Origin of the sequence: Paraburkholderia sp. WS6 (assembly GCF_030464835.1) — a bacterium.
In the GTDB taxonomy this organism is placed as follows: Bacteria; Pseudomonadota; Gammaproteobacteria; order Burkholderiales; family Burkholderiaceae; genus Paraburkholderia; species Paraburkholderia madseniana.
This window is the reverse complement of record NZ_JALQCK010000005.1, coordinates 143,452-167,695: the sequence shown is the minus strand read 5'-3', so window position 1 is coordinate 167,695 and position 24,244 is coordinate 143,452. Positions and strand designations below refer to the sequence as shown.

Annotated in this window: 20 protein-coding genes; 2 read left to right on the top strand and 18 right to left on the bottom strand. The window is 62.3% G+C overall.

What is annotated here, in order from left to right; all coding sequences use genetic code 11:
* Positions 1–263: 263 nt before the first annotated feature.
* Positions 264–2,618 (top strand): Tex family protein, encoded by a 2,355-nt coding sequence (locus M0D64_RS08570; protein ID WP_266257315.1) that lies wholly within the window; start codon positions 264–266, stop codon positions 2,616–2,618.
* 151 nt (positions 2,619–2,769) lie between these two features.
* Here M0D64_RS08570 and M0D64_RS08565 read toward each other — a convergent pair whose 3' ends face one another.
* The 17 genes from M0D64_RS08565 to ndk form a co-directional block, all read right to left on the bottom strand.
* Positions 2,770–4,656, bottom strand: coding sequence for a potassium transporter Kup (locus tag M0D64_RS08565; RefSeq protein ID WP_266257314.1), 1,887 nt, complete (start codon positions 4,654–4,656; stop codon positions 2,770–2,772).
* Between the two features lie 303 nt (positions 4,657–4,959).
* A complete protein-coding gene (locus tag M0D64_RS08560; RefSeq protein WP_054041857.1) occupies positions 4,960–5,550 on the bottom strand; it encodes a phosphoribosyltransferase in 591 nt (196 codons plus the stop codon).
* A gap of 3 nt (positions 5,551–5,553) precedes the next feature.
* Positions 5,554–6,900: an adenylosuccinate synthase gene (locus M0D64_RS08555; protein WP_054041858.1), complete on the bottom strand. Its 1,347-nt coding sequence runs from the start codon at positions 6,898–6,900 to the stop codon at positions 5,554–5,556.
* A gap of 202 nt (positions 6,901–7,102) precedes the next feature.
* Entirely contained in the window at positions 7,103–8,254 is a 1,152-nt protein-coding gene (locus tag M0D64_RS08550) for an ATP phosphoribosyltransferase regulatory subunit (protein ID WP_266257313.1), read from the bottom strand.
* A gap of 241 nt (positions 8,255–8,495) precedes the next feature.
* Entirely contained in the window at positions 8,496–8,687 is a 192-nt protein-coding gene (locus M0D64_RS08545) for a DUF2065 domain-containing protein (RefSeq protein WP_054041860.1), read from the bottom strand.
* Positions 8,688–8,731: 44 nt separating this feature from the next.
* Positions 8,732–9,634 (bottom strand): protease modulator HflC, encoded by a 903-nt coding sequence (hflC, locus tag M0D64_RS08540; protein ID WP_266257312.1) that lies wholly within the window; start codon positions 9,632–9,634, stop codon positions 8,732–8,734.
* 12 nt (positions 9,635–9,646) lie between these two features.
* Positions 9,647–11,017 (bottom strand): FtsH protease activity modulator HflK, encoded by a 1,371-nt coding sequence (hflK, locus tag M0D64_RS08535; protein ID WP_168435890.1) that lies wholly within the window; start codon positions 11,015–11,017, stop codon positions 9,647–9,649.
* Between the two features lie 49 nt (positions 11,018–11,066).
* Positions 11,067–12,254 (bottom strand): GTPase HflX, encoded by a 1,188-nt coding sequence (hflX, locus tag M0D64_RS08530; RefSeq protein WP_128576780.1) that lies wholly within the window; start codon positions 12,252–12,254, stop codon positions 11,067–11,069.
* Positions 12,255–12,312: 58 nt separating this feature from the next.
* The gene (gene hfq / locus M0D64_RS08525) at positions 12,313–12,549 is read right to left on the bottom strand and encodes an RNA chaperone Hfq (RefSeq protein WP_006051315.1); all 237 of its coding nucleotides are present in this window, start codon (positions 12,547–12,549) and stop codon (positions 12,313–12,315) included.
* Positions 12,550–12,702: 153 nt separating this feature from the next.
* Positions 12,703–14,040 carry a ribosome biogenesis GTPase Der gene (gene der, locus M0D64_RS08520; protein WP_093633525.1) on the bottom strand — a complete coding sequence of 446 codons (1,338 nt, stop codon included), beginning with the start codon at positions 14,038–14,040 and terminating at the stop codon, positions 12,703–12,705.
* Positions 14,041–14,476: 436 nt separating this feature from the next.
* Positions 14,477–15,622, bottom strand: coding sequence for an outer membrane protein assembly factor BamB (gene bamB, locus M0D64_RS08515; protein WP_171925484.1), 1,146 nt, complete (start codon positions 15,620–15,622; stop codon positions 14,477–14,479).
* Positions 15,623–15,697: 75 nt separating this feature from the next.
* Positions 15,698–16,327, bottom strand: a complete 630-nt coding sequence (locus tag M0D64_RS08510) for a tetratricopeptide repeat protein (protein WP_171925483.1) — start codon at positions 16,325–16,327, stop codon at positions 15,698–15,700.
* A gap of 66 nt (positions 16,328–16,393) precedes the next feature.
* Complete coding sequence (gene hisS, locus M0D64_RS08505; RefSeq protein WP_266257311.1) at positions 16,394–17,734, bottom strand: histidine--tRNA ligase; 1,341 nt, start codon at positions 17,732–17,734, stop codon at positions 16,394–16,396.
* A 20-nt stretch (positions 17,735–17,754) separates the two neighbouring features.
* Positions 17,755–19,071, bottom strand: coding sequence for a flavodoxin-dependent (E)-4-hydroxy-3-methylbut-2-enyl-diphosphate synthase (gene ispG, locus M0D64_RS08500; RefSeq protein ID WP_097389675.1), 1,317 nt, complete (start codon positions 19,069–19,071; stop codon positions 17,755–17,757).
* Positions 19,072–19,157: 86 nt separating this feature from the next.
* Positions 19,158–20,297 carry a helix-turn-helix domain-containing protein gene (locus tag M0D64_RS08495; RefSeq protein WP_266257310.1) on the bottom strand — a complete coding sequence of 380 codons (1,140 nt, stop codon included), beginning with the start codon at positions 20,295–20,297 and terminating at the stop codon, positions 19,158–19,160.
* A 217-nt stretch (positions 20,298–20,514) separates the two neighbouring features.
* Positions 20,515–21,666, bottom strand: coding sequence for a 23S rRNA (adenine(2503)-C(2))-methyltransferase RlmN (gene rlmN, locus M0D64_RS08490; RefSeq protein WP_266257309.1), 1,152 nt, complete (start codon positions 21,664–21,666; stop codon positions 20,515–20,517).
* Between the two features lie 214 nt (positions 21,667–21,880).
* Complete coding sequence (ndk, locus tag M0D64_RS08485; protein ID WP_012433533.1) at positions 21,881–22,306, bottom strand: nucleoside-diphosphate kinase; 426 nt, start codon at positions 22,304–22,306, stop codon at positions 21,881–21,883.
* Between the two features lie 311 nt (positions 22,307–22,617).
* On the opposite strand from ndk, the gene M0D64_RS08480 reads away from it, so the two are divergent.
* Entirely contained in the window at positions 22,618–23,316 is a 699-nt protein-coding gene (locus M0D64_RS08480; protein WP_054038214.1) for a Bax inhibitor-1/YccA family protein, read from the top strand.
* Between the two features lie 151 nt (positions 23,317–23,467).
* On the opposite strand, the gene M0D64_RS08475 is transcribed toward M0D64_RS08480, so the two are convergent.
* A complete protein-coding gene (locus tag M0D64_RS08475) occupies positions 23,468–24,241 on the bottom strand; it encodes an MBL fold metallo-hydrolase (RefSeq protein ID WP_266257308.1) in 774 nt (257 codons plus the stop codon).
* Between the last annotated feature and the right edge of the window lie 3 nt (positions 24,242–24,244).

Here is a 24,244-nt window from a genome sequence, read left to right as displayed (position 1 = left end):
CCAAGCGGGAGTCCAGGCGGTTGAGGGACAAGGAGGTTGGCAACGTCGTAATTGGTCAACGGAACATGCCCGAAATTCTATCACCCTGCGGTTGAGCCCTTTTGCATTTATGGCAAAATGCCCCGCTCCAGCAACCTGGTCGCAGCGCGCACGCCCAGCGTGCACCGGCGTGCCCGACGTGGGCCCGGCGCGCGTCTGGCATGTACTTGGCATGTGCCGCTACCGCGCGACCTTTGATTGAGCAGCAGGAACACCAAGACCTTATGACGGAAACCGTAGCACTCAAGATCGTACAGCGCATCGCCGCCGAACTGTCCGTCCAGCCGCGCCAGGTCGCGGCCGCGGTGCAACTTCTCGACGAAGGAGCGACTGTTCCGTTCATCGCCCGCTACCGGAAGGAAGTGACCGACAATCTCGACGACACGCAACTGCGTAATCTCGAGGAGCGCCTGCTGTACCTGCGCGAGCTGGAAGACCGGCGCGCCACGATCATTGCGAGCATCGACGAACAGGGCAAGCTCACCGACGAACTGCGCGCCGCGATCGAAGGCGCCGACAGCAAGCAGGTGCTGGAAGACCTGTATCTCCCCTACAAGCCGAAGCGCCGCACGCGCGCGCAGATCGCCCGCGAAGCCGGTCTGCAGCCGCTCGCCGACGCGCTGCTGGCCAATCCCCTGCTCGACCCGCAAACCGAAGCCGCCGCCTACGTGGACGCCGAGAAAGGCGTCGCCGACATCAAGGCCGCGCTCGACGGCGCGCGCGACATCCTGTCCGAACAGTTCGGCGAAACCGCGGATCTGCTCGGCAAGCTGCGTGATTACCTGTTCAACCAGGGCGTGGTGTCGTCGAAAGTGGTCGAAGGCAAGGAAAACGCGGAAGAAGAAAAATTCCGCGATTACTACGATTATGCGGAAACCATCCGGACCGTGCCGTCGCATCGCGCGCTGGCCCTGTTCCGCGGCCGCAATGCGGGCGTGCTGATGGTCAAGCTGGGGCTCGGTGAAGAACTCGACGCGCAGGTGCCGCACCCGGGCGAAGCGTTGATCGCCCGCCACTTCGGCATCGCCAATCAGAACCGCCCGGGCGACAAGTGGCTCGCCGACGTGTGCCGCTGGTGCTGGCGCGTGAAGGTGCAGCCGCATATCGAAAACGAACTGCTGACCAATCTGCGCGACGAAGCCGAACATGAAGCGATTCGCGTGTTCGCGCGCAACCTGAAGGACTTGCTGCTGGCAGCACCCGCAGGACCGAAGGCCGTGATCGGGCTCGATCCGGGCATGCGCACCGGCGTGAAAGTTGCGGTGGTCGATCGGACCGGCAAGGTGCTCGCCACCGACGTGATTTATCCCCACGAGCCGCGCCGCGACTGGGATGGCTCGATTGCGAAACTGGCGCGCATCTGCGCACAGACGCAAGCTGAGCTGATCAGTATCGGCAACGGCACGGCGTCGCGGGAAACGGACAAGCTTGCGAGCGAACTGATCGCGCGTCATCCGGAGTTCAAGCTGCAGAAGATCGTCGTCTCGGAAGCCGGCGCGTCGGTGTATTCGGCCTCCGAACTCGCGGCGAAGGAATTTCCGGACATGGACGTGTCGCTGCGCGGTGCGGTGTCGATTGCGCGTCGCCTGCAGGATCCGCTCGCGGAATTGGTGAAGATCGAGCCAAAGGCAATCGGCGTCGGCCAGTACCAGCATGACGTGAATCAGCGCGAACTGGCCCGCTCGCTCGACGCGGTGGTCGAGGATTGCGTGAACGCGGTCGGCGTGGATGCCAATACGGCGTCGGTCGCGTTGCTCGCGCGCGTGTCGGGTTTGAACGCGACGCTGGCACGCAACATCGTCGACTATCGCGATGCAAACGGCCCGTTCCCGTCGCGCGAACATCTGCGCAAGGTGCCGCGTCTGGGCGACAAAACCTTCGAACAGGCCGCCGGTTTCCTGCGCATCAACAACGGCGAAAACCCGCTCGACCGCTCGTCGGTTCACCCGGAAGCGTATCCGGTCGTGGAACGCATGCTCGCGAAGATCAGCAAGCACGTCGGCGAAGTGCTCGGCAATCGCGACGCGCTGCGTGGCTTGTCGCCGGCAGAATTCGTCGACGAACGTTTCGGCCTGCCGACCGTGCGCGACATTCTGCTGGAACTCGAAAAGCCTGGCCGCGACCCGCGCCCCGAGTTCAAGACCGCGACCTTCCGCGAAGGCGTCGAGAAGGTCAGCGATCTGACGCCGGGCATGGTGCTCGAAGGCGTCGTGACGAACGTGGCGGCCTTCGGTGCGTTCGTCGACATCGGCGTGCATCAGGACGGCCTGGTGCACGTGTCGGCCATGTCGACGAAGTTCATCAAAGACCCGCACGAAGTAGTCAAGGCCGGCCAGATCGTCAAGGTGAAGGTGCTGGAAGTCGACGTGAAGCGCCAGCGTATCGCGCTGACCATGCGTCTGGACGACGAGTTCGGCGCGGCAGCCGCGCAGCGCAGCGGTGGGGGCGCCCAACAGGATCGTGGCGGTTCCGGCCGCTCGGGTGGCGGCGGTGGCCGCGGCGCGCAGCAACAACGCTCGCGTGAGCCGGAAGCAGGCGGCGCAATGGCCGCTGCGTTCGCCAAGCTCAAGCAGAAGTAAGCGGGTTCGTCAGTGCGTGATTCGCTCACGCACTGACGTTCACGAGACTGAGCGGCAAAAAAAAACCCACGCAATTGCGTGGGCTTTTTTTATCTCTTATCGCTTGCCGCGCCTTCGCATGCAAGGCGCGTCCGAACCTCGATCCATCGCGTCAGATCTCGATCTTTGTCCCCAACTCCACCACCCGGTTGGCGGGAATGCTGAAGAAGTCGGTCGGCTTGGCGGCGTTCTGGTGCATCCATGCGAACACACGTTCGCGCCACACGGACATGCCCGGCAACTGCGTCGGCACGACCGTTTCGCGCGCGAGGAAGAAGGACGTGTCCATCATCTCGAAGGTCATGTCGTGCGTGCGGCCGACCTCAAGCAGCACCGCCTTCACGTCAGGCGTTTCGTTGAAACCGTACGCCGCCTTGACGAGGTACAGGCCACCATTGAGATCCCTGACCGTCACGCGATCCGCGTCATTTACATACGGAATATCGAGCGTCACGAAGGTCAGGAAAATGGTGCGCTCGTGCAGCACCTTGTTGTGCTTAAGGTTGTGCAGCAAGCTCACCGGCACGAGCGAATCGCTGCCCGTCAGATAGATCGCCGTACCCGACACGCGATGCGGCGGATGCGCGAGCAAGCCCTGCAGGAACGGCATGAGCGGAATGCCGTCAGCGGCCGTGCGCTCCTTGACGATCATCCTGCCCTTGAACCACGTCATCAGCAGGAAGAACAGCAACGCGCCGATGCCGAGCGGCAACCAGCCGCCCTCTTCGACCTTCAGCAGATTGGCGCCGAAAAAGCCTAAGTCGACCACCATGAATACGCCGATGATCATCGCCACGAGAAGCTTGTTCCACTTCCACACCTTGACCATCACGACGCAGGCAAGGACCGTAGTGATCACCATGGTGGCCGTCACCGCGATACCGTAGGCGGCGGCGAGATTATCCGAACTCTTGAACGCGATCACGATGCACAGAATGATGAACAGCAGCATCCAGTTCACCACCGGCACATAGATCTGACCGATCGCCAGGTCCGACGTGTGCAGGATCTTCATGCGCGGCACGTAGCCGAGCTGGATCGCCTGGCTCGTCAGCGAATAGGCACCGGAAATCACTGCCTGTGACGCAATCACGGTCGCCACCGTCGACAGCACCACGAGCGGCAGCAACGCCCAATCCGGCGCGAGCAGGAAGAACGGGTTTTCGATCGCCTTCGGGTCGTGCATCAGCAGCGCGCCCTGGCCGAAGTAGTTGAGCACCAGCGAGGGCATCACGAGGCAGTACCACGCCATCCGGATCGGTTTGGCGCCGAAGTGACCCATGTCGGCATAGAGCGCTTCGGCGCCGGTCAGCACCAGCACGACCGAGCCGAGCACCACGTAGGCCTGCAACACATGCGCTGCCATAAAGGTGTAGGCGTAATACGGGTTCAGTGCGCTGATCACGTTCGGCGACTGAATGATGTGCCACAGACCCAGCGCGGCGAGCACCACGAACCACAGCACCATGATCGGACCGAACAGGCGGCCGACGGTGGCCGTGCCGTGCCGCTGAATCCAGAACAACAGCACGAGAATCACCATGGTGAGCGGCAATACCAGATGAGACATATTGGGCGCCGCGATCTCCAGACCCTCGACCGCCGAGATCACCGAAATAGCGGGCGTAATCACCGCGTCGCCATAGAACATGCAGGCGCCGAAGATGCCGAGCATCATCAGCAAGCCGGCCGCTTTCGCCTTCTGGTCGACAGAGCGCAGCGCCAGCGCCATCAGCGCGAGAACACCGCCTTCGCCGTTGTTGTCGGCACGCATCACGAACAATACGTACTTGATGCTGACCACGATCACGATCGCCCAGAACAGCAGCGAGATCACGCCCAGAATCGATTGATCGGTCAGCGGAATACCATGTGACGGGCTGAACGCCTCTTTCAGCGAGTACAGCGGGCTCGTGCCGATATCGCCGAACACCACTCCGATCGCAGCAATCGCGAGGGAAGGCAGAGGCTGTTTGTGCACGTGATTGTTATCTGTCATAGACGCGAGGAAATCCGTTCCCTGAGCGGAAAAAACGACCGCTATTCTAAACTGCCCGCCTAGCGCCGCCCGGCTTGTTGTGGATACACCACGTGGATGGTCCGCGCAGTGTAGCACTGCGATTTGGGCGCGTCTGCTGCGTCAGGCGTTTCGTCGGCACAGCATGGGCGTTTTGCAAGGCACCGTTCGCAGAGCACATACGGCGGACATATAACGCGCCATAAAAAAACGGAGCCCAATCGGGCTCCGTTTTGCAGGCACTGCACGGGATACGACGCGATACACAAGACGTCGTAGCGTGCATCACGTGCCCGACGACTCCTGGTCCTGCTGCATGCCGCGCTTGATCCACGCGCCGAGGTTATGCGGACGAACCGTGTCCCACTCCTCGAACGGCTGGTGAATCCACGGATTGGTAGGCAAATACTGCACATGGTAATCAGGCTTCACTTTCGAGCAGCCCTTGTACCAGAGTACCGCCGAGCGCACCGCGGTGATCGCCGGATAGCGTTCTTTCAGATGCTGCTGCACGCGTGCCAGCGTCACACCCGAATCGACCAGATCGTCGACCAGCAGCACGTTGCCGTGCAACTCGCCGCGCGTCATCGTGATGTATTGCGCGATGTCGAGTTCGCCCTGCTCCGTGCCTGCCGCCTCGCGATACGAACTGGTGGCGAGAATCGCCAGCGGCAGATCGTAAATACGCGAGAGCTGGTCGCCGACGCGCAAACCGCCGCGCGCGAGACACAGAATCTTGTCGAACTTCCAGCCCGACTCATGCACCTGCAACGCCAGCAGTTCGATCAGCCGGTGATACTCGTCCCAGCCGACCCACAGGTTCTTGTCGTCGTTGCGCGGATCTTTCATCGCAATCATGGGTACACCTTGCACCATGGCTTAAACCTTGAACGGATGACGAAGCAGAATCGTTTCGTCGCGATCCGGACCGGTCGACACCATGTCGATCGGAATGCCTGCGACTTCCTGCACACGCGTCAGATACGCACGCGCGGTGGCCGGCAGCTTGTCCCATTCCGTGATGCCGACGGTGCTTTCCTTCCAGCCCGCGAAGGTTTCGTACACCGGTACGCAACGCGCGACTTCCGATGCGCCACGCGGCAGCAGGTCGACGTTCTTGCCGTCGACCGTGTAGCCGACACACAGCTTCACTTCGTCGAGACCGTCGAGCACGTCGAGCTTGGTCATGCACAGACCCGACACGCCGTTGATCTGGATCGAGCGGCGCAGCGCGGCGGCGTCGAGCCAGCCGGTGCGGCGCGGACGGCCGGTGACCGAGCCGAATTCCTTGCCGACCTTGGCGAGTTCCAGGCCGATCGGCTCCTGACGCGCTGCGTTATCCGCGTCGTACAGTTCGCTCGGGAACGGACCCGAACCGACACGCGTGCAATACGCCTTGGTGATACCGAGAATGTAGTTCAGCTTTTGCGGACCGACGCCGGCACCCGCGGTAGCCGCACCGGCCACGCAGTTGCTCGACGTGACGTACGGATAGGTACCGTGGTCGATGTCGAGCAGCGTGCCTTGCGCACCTTCGAACAGCAGGTTGTTGCCTGCGGCATTTTCGTCGTACAGACGACGCGACACGTCGGTCACCATCGGCTTCAGACGGTCGGCATAGCTCAGCATCGTGTCGAGCGTTTGCTGGAAGTCGACCGCGGCGACGCCCAGGTATTGCGTCAGCACGAAGTTGTGATAATCGAGATTTTCACGCAGACGTTCGGCGAAGCTTTCCGGCTCGAACAGGTCCTGCACGCGCAAACCGCGGCGCGCCACCTTGTCTTCGTAGGCCGGGCCGATGCCGCGGCCGGTGGTGCCGATCTTGCTCGCGCCGCGGCGCGCTTCGCGGCCCTGGTCGATGGCAATGTGGTACGGCAGGATCAGGGTGGTGGCTTCGGAAATGAAGAGGCGATTCTGAACATCGACCCCGGCGGCTTCGAGCTCGCCAATTTCCTTGAACAGCGCTTCCGGCGACAACACGACGCCATTGCCGATGTAGCACGCGACGCCGGGATGCATGATGCCCGACGGAATCAGACGCAAGATGGTTTTCTTGCCGCCGATGATAAGCGTGTGACCGGCATTGTGACCGCCCTGGAAGCGAACGACGCCTTGAGCGTGGTCCGTCAGCCAGTCGACGATCTTGCCCTTGCCTTCATCACCCCACTGGGTCCCCACGACGACGACGTTGCGCCCGGGGTTCACATTCACTGCGCTGGCAGACATGTTGTTTCGTAAGCTGGTTAAAAACGTATTCTACCTATGTTCGCGGAACCTTCCGAATTTTTCCGTTTCCGCTCAACGGTATGCACGTTATGGTGGGTATAGGGAAAATAGCGCGGCGAGTGGCCGCGCCGGGTCCGGCGACGCTTTGGACGCCTTCTGAAATGCCCTTGGGATGCCCCTCGGGCGGTCTATCGATTCGCGCTCAGGAACGGGGTTCGACGACCCACGCGCCGTTGCGCTCGACCAACACGCGGTCGCAGGCAAATTCGTCCAGATCGTGCTCGTGACCAGGAAGCGCCTGGATCACCACTTCACCGGCATCGCGCAATGCGGCGACGCTCACGCGCAGCGCGTCGTCATGCTGCCACGGCGCGAGAATCGCGCTGCTGCGGGCCTCAACGGGCGAAATGCGAGCAACTTCACGCAGATCGAGCGAGAAGCCGGTTGCCGCACGCGCACGGCCGTAGGCCTGGCCGACGTGGTCATAACGGCCGCCGCGCGCAACCGCGTTCGGCACGCCGTCCACATACGCCGAGAACATCACGCCGCTGTGGTACGCGTAGCCGCGCAAATCGGCCAGGTCGATCATCACTTCGGCGCCGTCTACCTGGCTCGCGAGGAATGCGAGGTCGTCGAGCGCGCGGGCGATAGCCGGTGCGTTCGGCAAGCGTGCACGGGCTTCGTCGAGTACCGAGGCGTCGCCGTAGAGCGTGGGGAGCGAGCGCAATGCGTCGCGCGTGACCGGCGTGAGATTGGCCGTCAACTCGACGAGACGCGGCACATCCTTGCCGGCCAATGCATCGTAGAGCGATTGGCCCAACTCCGCAGCAGCAGGCTCCGCTTCGATCAACGCGGCGAGCACGCCGGCATGACACAAATCGAGCCGCACTTTCGCGAGGCCGGCCAGACGCAGCGCGTCGAGCATCAACTGCTGGATTTCCAGATCTGCTTCGAGACCGGCGTGACCGTAGATTTCCGCGCCGATCTGGATCTGCTCACGCGTGGCGTGCAGGCCGCGCGGACGCGTATGCGCCACATTGCCGGCATAGCAGAGCCGCGTCACGCCCTGGCGATTCAGCAGGTGCGCGTCGATACGCGCGACCTGCGGCGTGATGTCGGCGCGCAGACCAAGCGTGCGCCCGGACATCTGATCGACGAGCTTGAACGTGCGCAGATTCAGATCGTGCCCGCCGCCGCTGAGCAGCGACTCGAGGTACTCGAGCAGCGGCGGCATCACCATCTCGTAGCCGTACGAGCGGAAACGGTCCAGCAAATGGCGCCGCAACTCTTCGATCTTGCGGGCTTCCGACGGCAGCACGTCGGCGATATTCTCGGGAAGTAACCAGGTCGACATCGATACAGTCCTACGACGTTGAACACGGCGGCTGGGTGCGCCGGTAAGTGTGTGTGAATGGCGGGCGACGGCTCTATTCTGGCGGCTGTCGCGGGTATCGGAACGGCCCTTCGCGGCCCTTCGTGACCCTTTTGCCAGCTTCCTGGCCCGCGCTGCTGAACGCTCGCCGTTGCCCGCCACTGATGCCGCGCATATGGCGGGCCAACGCAACGGCGCGCAGCGGCGGCGCCATGCAGCGCCTTCAGGTCACGATAAACAGCAGGATCAACCCGAGCACCATCACGACCAGCCCGCCGACGCGAATCTGATGCGGGGGCCGTTCCGCTATTTTACGGAACGTGTCGCGCCAGGCGCTCGGAAAAACGAAGGGAAACATCCCTTCGATAATCAGCATCAATGCGATCGCGAGCAGTAACGAGCCGGCTATGTCCATGCGAATGAAGGGGCCGCGATGCGGATGCCGCGGCGTTCCGGTTATCAGTGTTTGCGCGGTGCCGCGGGAGCGTCCGGGGCGGCGCCGCCGGTCGGGCTACGCATGAAGCGGAAGAACTCGTTGCTCGGGTCGACCACAATCACGTCGCCTGGCTTGAAGGTGTTCTTGTACGCCTGCATGCTTTGATAAAACTGGTAGAACTGCGGGTCGCTGCCATATGCCTCGGCCGCGATTTCCGCTGCCTTGGCATCGCCCTCGCCCTTGATGGTCTGCGCCTGACGATAGCCGTCCGCGAGAATCGCCTGTTGCTGGCTGACGGCATCCGCCTTGATCTGGTCGGCCTCGGCCGTGCCCTTCGCACGTTCGTCGGCCGCGGCCTGCTGGCGTGCGGCGATCATCCGCTTGTAGACGGAGTCGGCCATCGCGGCCGGGAAATCGACGCGCGTCAGTTGCACGTCGAGCACCGAAACGCCCAGCGATGCCGCGGCTTTGCTCATCGTGCCGCGCGCTTCGTCCGCGACGGCTTGTTGCTTCGCCAGCGCATCGGTCAGCGTGACCTTGCCGAACGCGTCGCCGAGCGCGCTGCGCGACAGCAGCGCCAGGCGGTCCGCCAGACTTTGCACGTCGCCCCGGGTTTCGGCGAGCAGCTTCAGCGGATCGGTTACGCGGTATTTGATGACCGGGTTGGCCAGCAGGTCGGTTTTGTCCGACGTGACATAACGGTCTTCATCTGGCGCGTCGAGCGACTGGATCCGGTTATCGACCAGCGTGACCGTTTGCAACGGCGGCGGCAGCTTCACGTGCAGGCCCGGGCCGAGCAATTCGGGCGCGGTGTCGCCATGCGAGGACAGCACAGCCATATGCCGCTGGTCGACCACGAATACCATCGACGATGCGGCAAACAGCACGATGACGACGGCAACGACGAGCGCAATGATCTTGTTCATGATGTGCGCTCCTTATTGAACGTCGTCTTCGCGCATACGGCTGCGGAAGGAGTCGCGTGAACGCAGTGCATCGCTGCTGGCGGCGGCCTGGCTGGCAGGCGTCGCAACCGCGGCGGGAGCGGAAGCAGCGGCCGGTGCGGTGGTGCTGCTCGCGGCTTGCGGCACGGCAGCGCCCGACGTAACGGCAGCGCCGGAAGCGGCCGCAGCAGCGTCGGCAACGTGCTGCCGGGTCTGCTCGACCAGCTTGTCGAGCGGCAGATACAACACGTTGTTGCCGCTCTTGCTGTCCACAAACACCTTGGTCGTATTCGAATAGATCTGCTGCATGGTTTCCAGGTACATGCGCTCGCGAATCACAGCGGGCGCTTTCGAGTACTGCGCGTAGACCTGCTTGAAGCGCTCGGCATCGCCTTGCGCCTGGGTCACCGTCTTGTCGCTATACGTTTTCGCTTCGTCGACCTGATGCGCCACATCTGCTTGCGCGCGCGGCAGCAGCTCGGCGGCATAGGCCTGCGCGTCGCGTTTGGCGCGTTCGTTGTCCTGACGCACTTTGGCGGCATCGTCGAAAGCGGCCTGCACCTGGTCGGGCACCTGCACACCCTGGATCGTCACACCGGTCACGGCGAGGCCGGACTGGTATTCATCCAGGGATTGCTGAATCGACGCCATCAGTTGCTGGCGAATTGTTTCGCGATCCTGATAGAGGATGTCACTGGTGCTGCGCGCACCGACGATGCTGCGCACCGCCGCCTGTGCGGCCTGCATCACGCTCTGATCGGGATCGATGCTGCGGAAGAGATAGTCGGTCGGCTTGCTCACCTGGTACTGCACGGCAAAGCGCACGTCGACGATATCGGCGTCGTGCGTGAGCATCGACGCGTCCTTCACGTTGGCGAGGTGCACCACGTTGTTACGGCCGATCTCCACCTGGCGAATCTGGCCGATGTTGACGAGCTCGTGCGCTTCGAACGGATACGGCAGGCGCCAATGCACACCCTGCCCCGCGGTGTAGCGATACTTGCCGAACTGCATCACGACGCCGGCCTGGCCATCCTGCACGACAAACACGCCGCTGCCGAGATAGATCGCGATCAATACGCCGATCACGATGCCCACACCAATGCGCGCGCCGCGACCGTTGTCCGGACGGCCACCGCCTGTGCCGCCACCCTTGCGGCCGAACACCCGGCTCAAACGGCGGTTGAAATCGCGCCACATCTCGTCGAGATCGGGCGGGCCTTCACCGTCCTTGGCCGGCGGCCGCTTGGGTTCGTTGGGTCGTTGGCGTTCGCCATTGCCGTCGCCCCGGCCCCAGCGCGGATCGTTCAGTGAAAGCATGGCGCGCATGCGCAGCCAGATACTCCGCTCGTTGTAATCGTTCACCTGTGTTCGTTCACCAGAGTAGACAGCGGGTCAGTGCAATTGGAGCGGGTCAGTGCCCGAGTTCTGAGACCTTGCGGTCCTCGCGTGGTGCTGCCGACCGGTCTTCTTCCGAAAGATCGACCAGCGTTTCGGAGAGAGGTTCGGCAGTAGCGATTTCAGCGATGGCAGCGCGCAATGTATCCAGCCCTTGCCCCGTGCGCGCGCTCAAAAAGACGCGCGAAATATTACCATACTCATCCCGCTCGACCGCGTCGCCACGGGCCGCCAACTCCGGCACGGCGTCGATCTTGTTGAACACCAGCACCTGACGGATCGTATCCGCACCAATTGCGTGCAACACCTCGTTCACCTGATCGATCTGATCGAGGCGCACGGCGCTCGACGCGTCGACCACATGCAGCAGCAGGTCGGCGTGGATGGTTTCCTCGAGCGTGGCGCGGAAAGCCGCCACCAGTTGGTGAGGCAATTCGCGAATGAATCCGACCGTGTCGGATACCACCACCTGGCCGGCTTCGTCGCCGAGATAGACACGGCGGGACGTGGTATCCAGCGTGGCGAACAGCTGGTCGGCGGCGTACGCCTGGGCCTTCGTCAGCGCATTGAAGAGCGTGGATTTGCCCGCGTTGGTGTAGCCGACAAGCGACACGGACATCGTCTGATTGCGGCTGCGCGCGCGGCGCTGCGTGCCGTGCTGACGGCGCAGTTTTTCGAGGCGGGTCTTGAGCGCCTTGATGCGCTCGCCGATCAAACGGCGGTCGGTTTCGAGCTGCGTTTCGCCAGGGCCGCGCAAACCGATACCGCCCTTCTGGCGCTCAAGGTGGGTCCACGCGCGGATTAGCCGCGTCGATAGATACTGCAACTGCGCGAGCTCCACCTGCAGCTTGCCTTCATGGCTGCGGGCGCGTTGCGCAAAAATATCGAGAATGAGGCTTGTGCGATCAATCACGCGGCGGTTAAGCGCCTGCTCCAGATTGCGCTGCTGCGCAGGCGCCAGAGCGTGATTGAAAATGACGAGTTCGATGTCGTTCGCCTCACAGGCAAGACGCAATTCTTCGGCCTTGCCACTGCCGACAAACATCTTGGCATCGGGACTGGACCGGCGCCCCGTGAGGGTGACTAAGGGATTGGCGCCCGCGCTTTGCGCGAGCAGGCTGAGTTCTTCCAGACTGGCTTCGAAATCGATCTTACCGAAGTCGATGCCGACAAGCGCTGCATTGATCAAATTGGAGGGTATCAAAATAAGGCGGCCGGGAGTAATCGCCAACGGGCGACGCTACGCCGGCCGCGGACGGGGATTAGGACTGTTCGGAATCCGGGTGGAAATTCACCGGACGGGCAGGCACGACAGTAGAAATTGCGTGCTTGTAGACCATCTGGGTGACCGTATTCCGGAGCAACACGACGTACTGGTCGAACGATTCGATGTTCCCTTGAAGCTTGATGCCGTTGACCAAGTAGATCGACACCGGCACGTGCTCTTTACGCAGTGCGTTCAAAAACGGGTCTTGTAACAATTGCCCTTTGTTGCTCATAGCAAACTCCGTATTTTTTTGCAGGTTGACTGAATTGACGACGAAGAAAAAGAGATCCGCCGTCAACCGCTACACTATAGCCGATTTTCATTTTTGCGCGAGCGGGCCGGCCTCGCGGCCAAACCCAACACACACGCGGGTTTCAGCCTGGATTTAGCCTTTATCCGCGTAAGGGTTCGTCGACGATCTGAACTCTATGCGCAATGGAGTCCCAGTCAGCTTGAAAGTTTCCCTGAAGCGGTTTTCTAGGTAGCGTTTGTACGTTTCGGTGATCGCATCGAGCGCATTGCCGTGAATCACGATGATCGGCGGATTCTGTCCGCCCTGGTGCGCGTAACGCAGTTTCGGGCGCACCGGACCGCGTCGGCGCGGCTGCTGGAATTCCACTGCCTCGATCAGCGCGCGCGTCAACTTCGGCGTCGGCAGCTTGGCCATGGCGGCGGCGTAGGCGTCGTCGACCGAGCGCATCAGCGGGCCGATTCCGGTTTTTTCCGCGGCGGAAATGAAGTGGAATTTGGCGAAGTCGAGAAATTTTAGTTTGCGCTCGATGTCTGCCTTAGTGCGCTCGCGCACATGCGAATCGAGCCCGTCCCATTTGTTCACGCCCACCACCAGCGCGCGGCCCTGCTCCACCACGAAACCGGCAATGTGCGCGTCCTGTTCGGAAATATCCTGCTGTGCGTCAAGCAGCAGGATCACGACATTCGCGTCCGAAATCGATTGCAGCGTTTTCACCACCGAGAACTTCTCGATCGCTTCGAACACCTTGCCGCGGCGACGCAAACCAGCCGTGTCGATCAGCGTGTATGGCTTGCCTTGACGCTCGAAGTCGACGTAGATCGAATCGCGCGTCGTGCCCGGCATGTCGAACGCGATCACGCGCTCTTCGCCCACCAGCGCATTGATCAAGGTCGACTTGCCGACGTTCGGCCGGCCGACGATCGCGATCTTCACGCCGTGCGCCTGTTTTTCCTCGTCGCTTTCTTCCGGCTGTCCGGCGTACGCGACACCCAGCGCGTCATTGATCATTTCGGTGACGCCGTCACCGTGTGCCGACGAAATCGCGCGCGGGTCGCCGAGACCGAGTTCGTAGAAGTCGGCGGCCACCGTGCTGTACTTCATCCCCTCCGCCTTGTTGACGACGAGGAAGATCGGCCGGCCGGTCTTGCGCAGGTAGTCGGCAATCGTCTTGTCCTGCGGCGCGAGACCGTTGCGGCCATCGACGATGAACACGACGACGTCCGATTCCTCGACCGCCTGGCGGGTTTGACGCGCCATCTCGTGCAGGATGCCGTCTTTCGCGACCGGCTCGAAGCCGCCGGTATCGACGACCAGATACGGCCGGTCGCCGGCGCGCCCCTCGCCGTAATGGCGATCGCGGGTGAGACCGGGCAGGTCGGCAACCAGCGCATCACGCGTGCGCGTGAGACGGTTGAATAGCGTGGATTTCCCCACATTGGGGCGCCCAACCAGGGCAATAACGGGTTTCATCAGATGTTGTTCACGGTGAAACGCGGGATCGAAATCGACGGCCCGCGTAGCGACGCCATGCGGCCGCTACACGGCAGCCTTTGACGAAAATTATCACGAATTCGGCCAGCCCCGGATGTGCTGTCAATATGCGCACCCGGGCGGACGGGGGTTTGGCTGTATGGGGCGGCGCCAGTGGGCCGCCAGCTTCAGTCTTTCTTGCTCAACGGCTCACACGCCGGTTCGATACGATTCTCTGCGGTATCGACCAGGATGCCGTCGAAGGTGGCGCCGCAAGCAGCCACCGATGGCCACATGGGCCGTTTCTGATCCGACTTGCCGGACCAGCCAGTCCGGCGGAATATTTCTGGTTGCCCAGCTATACAACAAAAACGCGTGCGGCCGGCGAAGCCGGCCTGCACGCTTGACGACGCTGGACTGTCAATAGCCTGCGCGATCAGCGCGGGCGGTAGCCGTACAGGTCGCCGTCGTGCGTCAGCACGACCAGCGTTTCGCCGGCCAGCACCGGCGCTGCGGTAATCGGGCTGCCATCGGTTTTCACACGAGCCACGAGCGTACCGTCGTCGCGCGACAGGAAGTGCACGTAGCCCTGATAGTCGCCCAGCACGGCGGCATGACCGAGGATGAACGGGACGCCCAGCTCGCGATTCTTCAGCTTGTCGTTCTTCCACAGCGGCGCGCCGTTACTGACATCGAACGCCGACACCACTGACCAGTCGTCAGCCGCAACCACAGCGCGGTCATCCTGGGCGAGACCGCTCGTGCTCGAAAACGCCTTTTCCCACACCGCGCGGCCCGAGTTCGCATCGAAGCAGCCAATCTGACCCTGGAACGTCACCGCGCAGGTTTCCGAACCAAGCAGCGTGGGCGGGCCTGTCACGTCATTGATGCGCTCCACTTCCGTCACGCCCTTCGGATACGACACCGGGGTCTGCCAGTAGTTGTCGCCGGTCTGCAGGTTGATCGCGGCGAACGCGCCGCCCGGGAAGCCGGCCAGCACCGCCGCGTCGCCCGCGAACGTCATGCCCGAGGAAACGCGCAGGTTGAGCGGCACCGCGCGGTTGCGATAATTCCACTTCTGCTCGCCAGTTTGCGCATTGAACGCGACGATCTGACCGTCGACCGTGCGCACTACCACGAGGCCGTTGCCGACCAGCGGCGGCGAGATGATTTCGCCAGGCGCCTTGGCGGTCCACAATTGTTTGCCGTCCGCGCCGAGCACGTAGACATCGCCCTTCAGGCCGCCGACCGCCGTGAGCGTGCCATCGCTGCCGACACCGGCCGACAGATCGTCATGCAGCTTGACGCGCCAGATGTCCTTGCCGGTTTGCGCGTCGATCTTCGCAACCGAGCCGTTCGCGCCCGCCGCGTACACCGCGTTGCCGACCGCGACCGGCGAGAACAGGTAACGGCCCGCCTTGCCGACGCTCGTCTTCCACGCCTGCTGCACATCGAGCACGGGTTTGAACTCGGTGAGCGGCGTGGGCTCGCGGCGCTCGTCTTTCGTGGATGAGCAAGCCGCCATGGTGAGCACGGTCATCGCACAGGCAACGGGCACAGCGTAACGTTTCAGCAGATTCATCGGTGGACGAAGCATTCAGGAAATGAGTTAAAGGAGACCGGTTGGTCGTGTCATGCGGCGCGCTGCATGCGGCGATTAGCCGCCCAGCGCGTCCAGCTTGAACTGAATCAACTGGCGAGCCGAGCTATCGTTTTTCGACAGCGAGTCGAGGGCGAGCTTGTAGGCCGCGCGCGCATCGTCACGCTTGCCTTGAGCGGCGAGCAGATCACCGCGGCCGTCCGCCACAATGCCCTTGAACGCATCGGACTGCGGTTCGGCGAGCAGCGCGAGACCCTGGTCGTAAGCCTTGTCGTCGAGCAGCAGCGAAGCCAGACGGAGCTTGGCGATCTGCTTGAACTCGTCGTCTTTTGCGTGATCGATGGTCCATTGCAACTGGGTCTTCGCGGCGGCTTCGTCACCCGCGGCGTACAGCGCCTTGGCGGCGCCCAGCGCGGTCATCTGCGCATACGCGGTGCGGCTGAACTTGTCTTCCATATCGGTGGCAACGCGTGTGATCTTCGCCTTGTCGCCCGATGCCACGGCTTGCTGCACCTGGTCATACAGCACCGCGGCTTCCGCGGCCTGGCGCCGTTGCCAGAAATTCCAGCCGTTCCAGCCCGCTGCGGCAACCAACGCCACCAGCACGATCCACGTGGTTGCATTGCCCCACTGCGTCCACCATGCCTTCAGACTTTCAATCGATTCTTGTTCGTCGTGGTAACTCATCGCCCGGCGATTTCCTCTTTCTTGATACGTGTGCGTGTCGAGCCAAGGGGCTCGACGACATCGCGATCAGTCGTCGCCGTCTTCGGCGGTTGCAACCATCGCATTGATTAGAAATTCGGTCAAGTCTTCGGCGGGCACGTTATGTTGCTCGTTTTTACCGCCGTTAGAACTTGTATCACGGAGCGGTTTGACGCCGACCGTGCCGTTCGCAATCTCGTCTTCGCCGAGGACCACGGCGAATGCCGCGCCGCTCGCGTCGGCACGCTTCATTTGCGACTTGAAGCTCGCCGTCTGACCGTCCGCGCTGCAATGCAGAATCACGTCGAGACCGGTATCCCGCAAACGCTCGGCGATGATAAAGGCCTGCTCGCGCGCTGCGTCGCCCTGATGGACCACGTACACGTCGCAGCCCTCGTCTTCCGGCACGAGCTGCTCGTCTTTCAGCAACTCGAGGATACGCTCGACACCCATGGCCCAGCCGCATGCGCCCGTCGGCTTACCGCCAAGCTGTTCGATCAGCGGATCGTAACGGCCGCCAGCCGCGACCGTGCCTTGCGCGCCAAGCTTGTCGGTCACCCACTCGAACACGGTCAGACTGTAATAATCGAGGCCGCGCACGAGACGCGGATTGATCGTGAACGGAATGTTGTTCGCCTTCAGAATGCGCTGCAGGCCTTCGAAGTGCGCGCGCGATTCTTCGCCGAGAAAATCGATCAGCTTGGGCGCGTTCTGCGCGACTTCCTGCATGGCCGGGTTCTTCGTGTCGAGCACGCGCAGCGGGTTCGTGTACAGGCGACGCTTCGCCTCTTCGTCGAGCACGTCCATGTGCTTTTCGAGGTATGCGATCAACTCGACGCGATGCGCCGCGCGCTCTTCCACGAGACCCAGCGAATTGAGCTCGAGCTTGATGCCCATCAAGCCGAGGTCGTCCCACAGACGCTGGCACATCATGATGATTTCAGCGTCGGCATCCGGACCTGCAAAGCCCAGCGCTTCCACACCGACCTGATGGAACTGCCGATAACGGCCGCGCTGCGGACGCTCGTGACGGAACATCGGACCGATGTACCACAGGCGCTTCGGACCGTCGTACAGCATGTTGTGCTCGATCGTCGCGCGCACGACAGCCGCCGTGTTTTCCGGGCGCATCGTCAGATTTTCGCCGTTCAATGCGTCGGTAAAGCTGTACATCTCTTTCTCGACGATATCGGTCACCTCACCGATACCGCGCTTGAACAACTGCGTGTGCTCGATGATCGGCGTACGAATATTCTGGTATCCGTACGAGCGCAGCATCGACTTGACGGTCGCTTCAAAAAACTCCCACAGCCCGGCGTCCTGCGGAAGGATGTCATTCATGCCCTTCACACCGGACAATTTTTCGAGCTTTTTCTTCTGTTCAGTCATCTGTCTTCGATCGGCGGTATTTAGTTGAGTGCTTCGGCGCGACCATAGCGGCGCTCGACGTAGTCACTCACGATTTGCTGGAATTCTTGCGCGATGTTGTCGCCGCGCAGCGTCTTGACCTTCTCGCCGTCGATGAACACTGGCGCGGCCGGATTTTCGCCCGAACCCGGCAAGCTGATGCCGATATTCGCCTGTTTCGATTCGCCCGGACCGTTGACGATGCAGCCCATCACCGCGACGTGCATCTTCTCGACGCCAGGATATTGATCGCGCCACACCGGCATCTGCGTGCGCAGATAGGTCTGGATTTGCGACGCCAGTTCCTGGAACAGCGTGCTGGTGGTACGGCCGCAACCCGGGCACGCGATCACCATCGGCGTGAACGAACGCAGGCCCATGGTCTGCAGAATTTCCTGGCCGACGATCACTTCACCGGTGCGCGGGCCACCCGGCTCCGGCGTCAGCGAGATACGGATCGTGTCGCCGATGCCTTGCTGCAGCAACACCGACAACGCAGCGGTCGACGCCACAATGCCCTTCGACCCCATGCCCGCTTCGGTCAGACCCAGATGCAGCGCGAAGTCGCAACGGCGCGCGAGCTCACGATACACCGCGATCAGATCCTGCACGCCGCTGACCTTGCACGACAGAATAATCTTGTTGCGCGGCAGGCCGATTTCGACCGCGCGCTCCGCCGAGCCAATGGCCGACTGGATCAGCGCTTCGTACATCACGCTCTGCGCTTCCCACGGCGTGGAACGCGCGGCGTTTTCGTCCATCATCTTCGCGAGCAGGTCCTGGTCGAGGCTGCCCCAGTTGACGCCGATCCGCACCGGCTTGTCGTACTTCACCGCCGCTTCGATCATTTGCGCGAACTGCGTGTCGCGCTTCGCGCCGTGGCCGACATTGCCCGGGTTTATCCGGTACTTCGACAACGACTCCGCGCACGCGGGGTAATCGCGCAGCAGCAAATGGCCGTTGTAATGAAAATCGCCGACCAGCGGCACCGACACGCCCATGCGGTCGAGCTGCTCGCGAACCGCCGGCACGGCCGCCGCCGCTTCAGGCGTGTTGACCGTGATACGCACCAGCTCCGAACCGGCTTGCGCCAGTTCCTTGATCTGGATCGCCGTGCCGATCGCGTCCGCGGTGTCGGTGTTGGTCATCGACTGGACGCGCACGGGCGCATCGCCGCCGATGGTGACGAGCTGGCCGCCCCAACGGACATCGACCGCGTGCGACTTGCGCCGCGCAGCATGGCCGCCGAACACCGGCTCGTTTGAAACGATCTTGCTACTGGATTGGGATTGAGCTTCGGATTGCATCGAAAAACCCATTTACGCCGCATGCGCCACACAAAAGACGTAGCGCCTGAATTGAAAAAGCGCCGCGAACCGGTTGGCCGCGACGCATACCGTATCTATCAAGGCAACGCGAAGCGCGCCACATTACCCTTGGCTGCCGAATATTTCGACGGATCGACTGGCTGACCATCGAGCGTAAGCGACTCGAGACCCGCCTTGTTGCCGACCGTGACCTTGAAAGGGGCCGCGCCCGTTACTTCCTTCGTATCTCCTGCGTGCACGAGGCCGGAGAACACTTCCTTGCCGTCCTTGCCACGCACGCTGAACCAACTGTCCTGCGTCACGCGCAACGCGATGATCGCCTCACCCGCGGCCGGCGCCGCCGTATCCGCCGTATTCGCTGCGGCCGATGCGCCTATCGCGGCGACCACCGGCGCGCTCGCGCTTTGCGCCGCCGCCTGGACCTGCGAACCGGCCTTCGGCGCGACTGCTGCTGCCGTGACCGCCGGAGCGGAAGATGGCGCCGCACCGGTCGCCAGCGGCGCGGGCATCGGCGTAGCCGACGCTGCGTTATCCGCTGCAGCCTGAGTTTCCGGGGCCGAAGCAGCGTCTTCCGCGGTTGCCTCGGAACCTGCCGGCTGACCCTGCGCCACCGCGCCCGATGCGCCGGTCGCGCCACCCGCGGTGCCGTTAGCGCTCGCCTTCAATCGTGCGAGCCACGCCGACGAATCTCCGCCATTGGTATGCCACATGCCGAGCGCGATCACCGCGACGATCACCGCTGCAACGCCCCACAGCCACGAGCGGCTCTTTTGCCCACTGCCGCCGAGCGACAGCGATACGCGGCCGCGCGGCAAATCCTTGCCCGACGACGCCGGCATCGACAGATCCGGCGCGGGCACACCCTTCTCGCGGCGCAAAGCCTGCGTGAACGGCGTGGGATCGGCGCCGAGCATCTTCGCGTAGCTGCGCACCACGCCGAGCGCAAAAGTCGTGTCCGGCAAATGGCTGATGTCGCCCGATTCGAGCGCACGCAGCTTGGTGACAGAGACCTTCAGGCGCGCTGACACGTCTTCGATCGTCCAGCCCTTCAATTCACGCAATTGGGTCAAGCGCGCGCCAACTGCCGCCAGGGAATCAAAACTCGCCGGGCCCGGCTGCACAACAGGCTGCACCACCGCCCGGGCGACTGGCGCCGGATGGCCTTCGTTTGTGTCTGTGTCCTGCGGTTGCGGCTGCGGGTGCTGCGGCTCACTCATCCCAAATCCTTTCGCGTCGATTCTTTTTCACTCGTGCAACCCGGACGGGCCAAAGCCTCACGCCCGAATCGCAGACCGTTTATAACAAAATGCGCGGCCTTGTGTGCCGCTTCCGATCGCTTCTGCAAACTTTCTTTTCAATCGCGGATGGCGTGGAGCATTTTCGCGCGCCCGGATCGCTTTCCTCCGAACGCTCGCGCCCCACTATCTCGCGCGATTACACGGCGCGCACCTCGATAATCTTCGCCGCCTTCCCGGTGCGCTCAGCGAGGCGCGTGCGGTCTTTCACCGCACCGGCCAACTGACCGCAGGCAGCGTCGATATCATCGCCGCGTGTTTTACGCACTGTGGTGACGATGCCCGCGTCCATCAACACTTGTGCAAACCGCTTGATCTGTTCCGGCTTCGAGCGGATGAGGCCCGATTCAGGGAACGGATTGAACGGAATCAGGTTGAACTTGCACGGCACGTCGCGCGTAACCGCCAGCAATTCGCGCGCTTGCGCTTCGCTGTCGTTCACGCCGTCGAGCATGCAATATTCGAACGTAATGAAATCGCGTGGCGCGACTTTCAGATAGCGCTGGCAAGCGGCCATCAATTCGCGCAGCGGATACTTCTTGTTCAGCGGCACCAGCATGTCGCGCAGCGGGTCGCTCGGGGCATGCAGCGATACCGCCAGCGCCACCGGCAGATCGGCGCCAAGCCGGTCCATCATTGGCACGACGCCCGAGGTGGACAGCGTGACGCGGCGGCGCGACAGGCCGTACGCGTTATCGTCCAGCATCAGGCGCATGGCCGGCACCACCGCGTCGTAATTGAGCAGCGGCTCGCCCATACCCATCATCACCACGTTCGTGACGACGCGCTCGCCTTTGCCGTCACCGCCCGTGGCGCGCCCACCGTCCGTGCCGCGCGTCGCGCGCAGCGCGAACTCGGCCATACGCAACTGGCCGATGATTTCGCCGGTGGTGAGATTGCGGGAGAAACCCTGTTTGCCGGTCGAACAGAAACGGCAGTTGACCGCACACCCGGCCTGCGACGACACGCACAGCGTGCCACGCGTTTCTTCGGGAATGTATACGGTTTCAACCGCGTTGCTGTTGCCGACGTCGATCAGCCACTTGCGCGTGCCGTCGGTCGAAATATTGTCGCTGACGATACCAGGCATCGTGATCGTTGCGCGCCCTTTGAGCTTTTCGCGCAAGGACTTCGCCAGATCGGTCATGCCATCGAAATCGGCAGCGTTGTACTGGTGGATCCAGCGCTGCAATTGCTTGGCGCGAAACGGCTTCTCGCCCAGGCTGTCGCAGTAGGCGACAAGCCCTTGGGCGTCAAGGTCGAGAAGGTTGACGGTGGGACTGCTCGTCATATCGAATCCTGCCATTTCAGTGCGAGACTACGTTCATGCAACAAGCTGCATGAACGCAATGCCGTTCGCGCCCATTCCTGCTGCTTTACCTTACTACTTTGCCGGGCTGTTCGTGCGGATTCGTGCGACAAATCCAACGGCAGCGCACGAATCGCGCGGATCGCGCCTTACAGGTCAAGCGCGCTCAGACGCGCTCAAACCTGCCCATACCCGCTTAACGCGAGTAGACGTTCACTTGCGGGAAGAAGAACGCGATTTCAACTGCAGCCGTTTCAGCGGCGTCCGAACCATGCACCGCGTTAGCGTCGATGCTGTCAGCGAAGTCAGCGCGGATCGTGCCCTTTTCTGCCTTCTTCGGGTCCGTTGCGCCCATCAGATCGCGGTGCTTCAGGATCGCGTTTTCGCCTTCCAGCGCTTGCACGACCACCGGGCCCGAGATCATGAAATCGACCAGGTCCTTGAAGAACGGGCGTGCAGCGTGCACAGCGTAGAACTTCTCTGCGTCAGCTCGCGACAGGTGGACCATGCGCGAAGCCACGATCTTCAGGCCAGCGTTTTCGAAACGGCTGTAGATCTGACCGATCACGTTCTTGGCCACTGCGTCCGGCTTGATAATCGACAGGGTGCGTTCGATCGCCATAAAAACTCCAAAAAATTAAGAGGTTACAGATTCAAATGAATCCGCTATTGTAGCATGTTCCCGTGTATGATTGCGATTGAACCCTTACAACATTGAAAGACTCCAAGCAGGAGTTTCTGAATACTGGTAGCGTAGGTCGTGTGGACATTTTCCGGGTATTGAAACTCCCTGCCACCGCGCCAATCTTAGGGATGAACACCCTGCGACTGGCGGCAAGCATTCCGGCCGGCGCTGCACTACCTGACGCACCACCTGCTGCGCAACCCGCGGCACAACCATTACGCAACACGCTTCTGAGGTAAGGAGAGACCATGAACGATCATCCGTATAGCTTTGGCCGCAATGGCGCAGTCAGCACGGTCGAAACGCGCAACCGCGTACTACGGAACACCTACTGGCTGCTCGCGCTGTCCATGATTCCGACCGTGCTCGGCGCATGGGTGGGCGTGGCAACCGGCTTCTCGCTGTTCGCCGCCACCAGCCCCGGCATGAGCATGCTGGCGTTCTTCGCGATCGCCTTCGGCTTCATGTTCGCCATCCAGAAAACCAAAGACAGCGCCATCGGCGTGTTCGTGCTGCTCGGCTTCACGTTCTTCATGGGCCTGATGCTGTCGCGCATCCTGAGCTTCGTGCTCGGTTTTTCGAACGGCCCGTCGCTGATCATGCTCGCCTTTGGTGGCACTGGTGTGATCTTCGCCTCCATGGCAACGATCGCCACCGTCAGCAAGCGTGACTTCTCAGGTCTCGGCAAGTGGCTGTTCATGGGCGTCATCGTGCTGCTGCTGGCTTCGGTCGCGAACGTGTTCCTGCACCTGCCGGCGTTGATGCTGACGGTGTCGGTGCTGGCGATCGTGATCTTCTCGGCCTACATGCTGTTCGACGTCCAGCGCGTCGTGAACGGCGGTGAAACGAACTACATCACCGCTACCCTCGCGATCTACCTGGATCTGTACAACGTGTTCGTCAACCTGCTCGCGCTGCTCGGCATCTTCGGCGGCAACCGCAACTAAGTTTGACGCAAGGCGCGGCGCCTGCAACGCCGGCCTTGAAGAAAAAGCCCATGGCGAGCGATCGTCATGGGCTTTTTTCATTGCACTGCCGGCATGTCAGCGGTGAATCGCCGGACATGGCGATGTCAGATGCCAGACAATCAGAGACGGATCACAAGCTCAGCCAGGCGAAGCCGTCATCCTGAGAAGCGACCACCACTTCGGTCGGCGCGGCGCCCAGCACACCCGCCATGGCGGCCTGCGCCAGTTCCGGCGTGTTGTTCTGCTGGCTCAGATGCGCGGCCACCAGATGGCGCAAGCGCGAACGGTCGAGCGAGGCCAGGATTTCAGCCGCGGCTTCGTTGTTCAGATGCCCGTGATTACCGCCGATACGCGCCTTCAGCGATTGAGGATACCGGCTACCCGCCAGCATTCGGACATCGTGATTGCATTCGAGCACAAGCGCGTCGCAGCCGCTCAGCACCGCGCTGATGTGCGGCGTGGAAGTGCCGACGTCCGTCAGCACGCCAAGCCGGCTCGCGCCGTTGGAGAGCACGTACTGCAGCGGCTCGCGGGCGTCGTGAGGAACGGTGTAAGGGAGGATGCTGAGGTCGCCGATCGCCACCGCTTCGTCGCCCCACAGCACCTGCAGGTCGACGTCGGCTTCGTCGGCACCCACCGCGCGAGCGGTGCCCCAGCTCATGTACAACGGAATTGACCACTTGCGCGCCAGCGTCAGCGCGCTGCCAATGTGGTCGCTGTGTTCATGGGTAATCAGAATGGCGTCGAGACCCTCGACGCTCGCGCCGAGCCGCGTCAGACGCCGCTCGACTTCCTTGGCCGAAAAGCCGCAATCAAGCAGAACGCGCGTGGTGGTCGCGCCGCTTTGCGCTTCCACCAGCAAGGCATTGCCTTCACTGCCGCTGCCGAGACTGGCGAAGCGCACAGC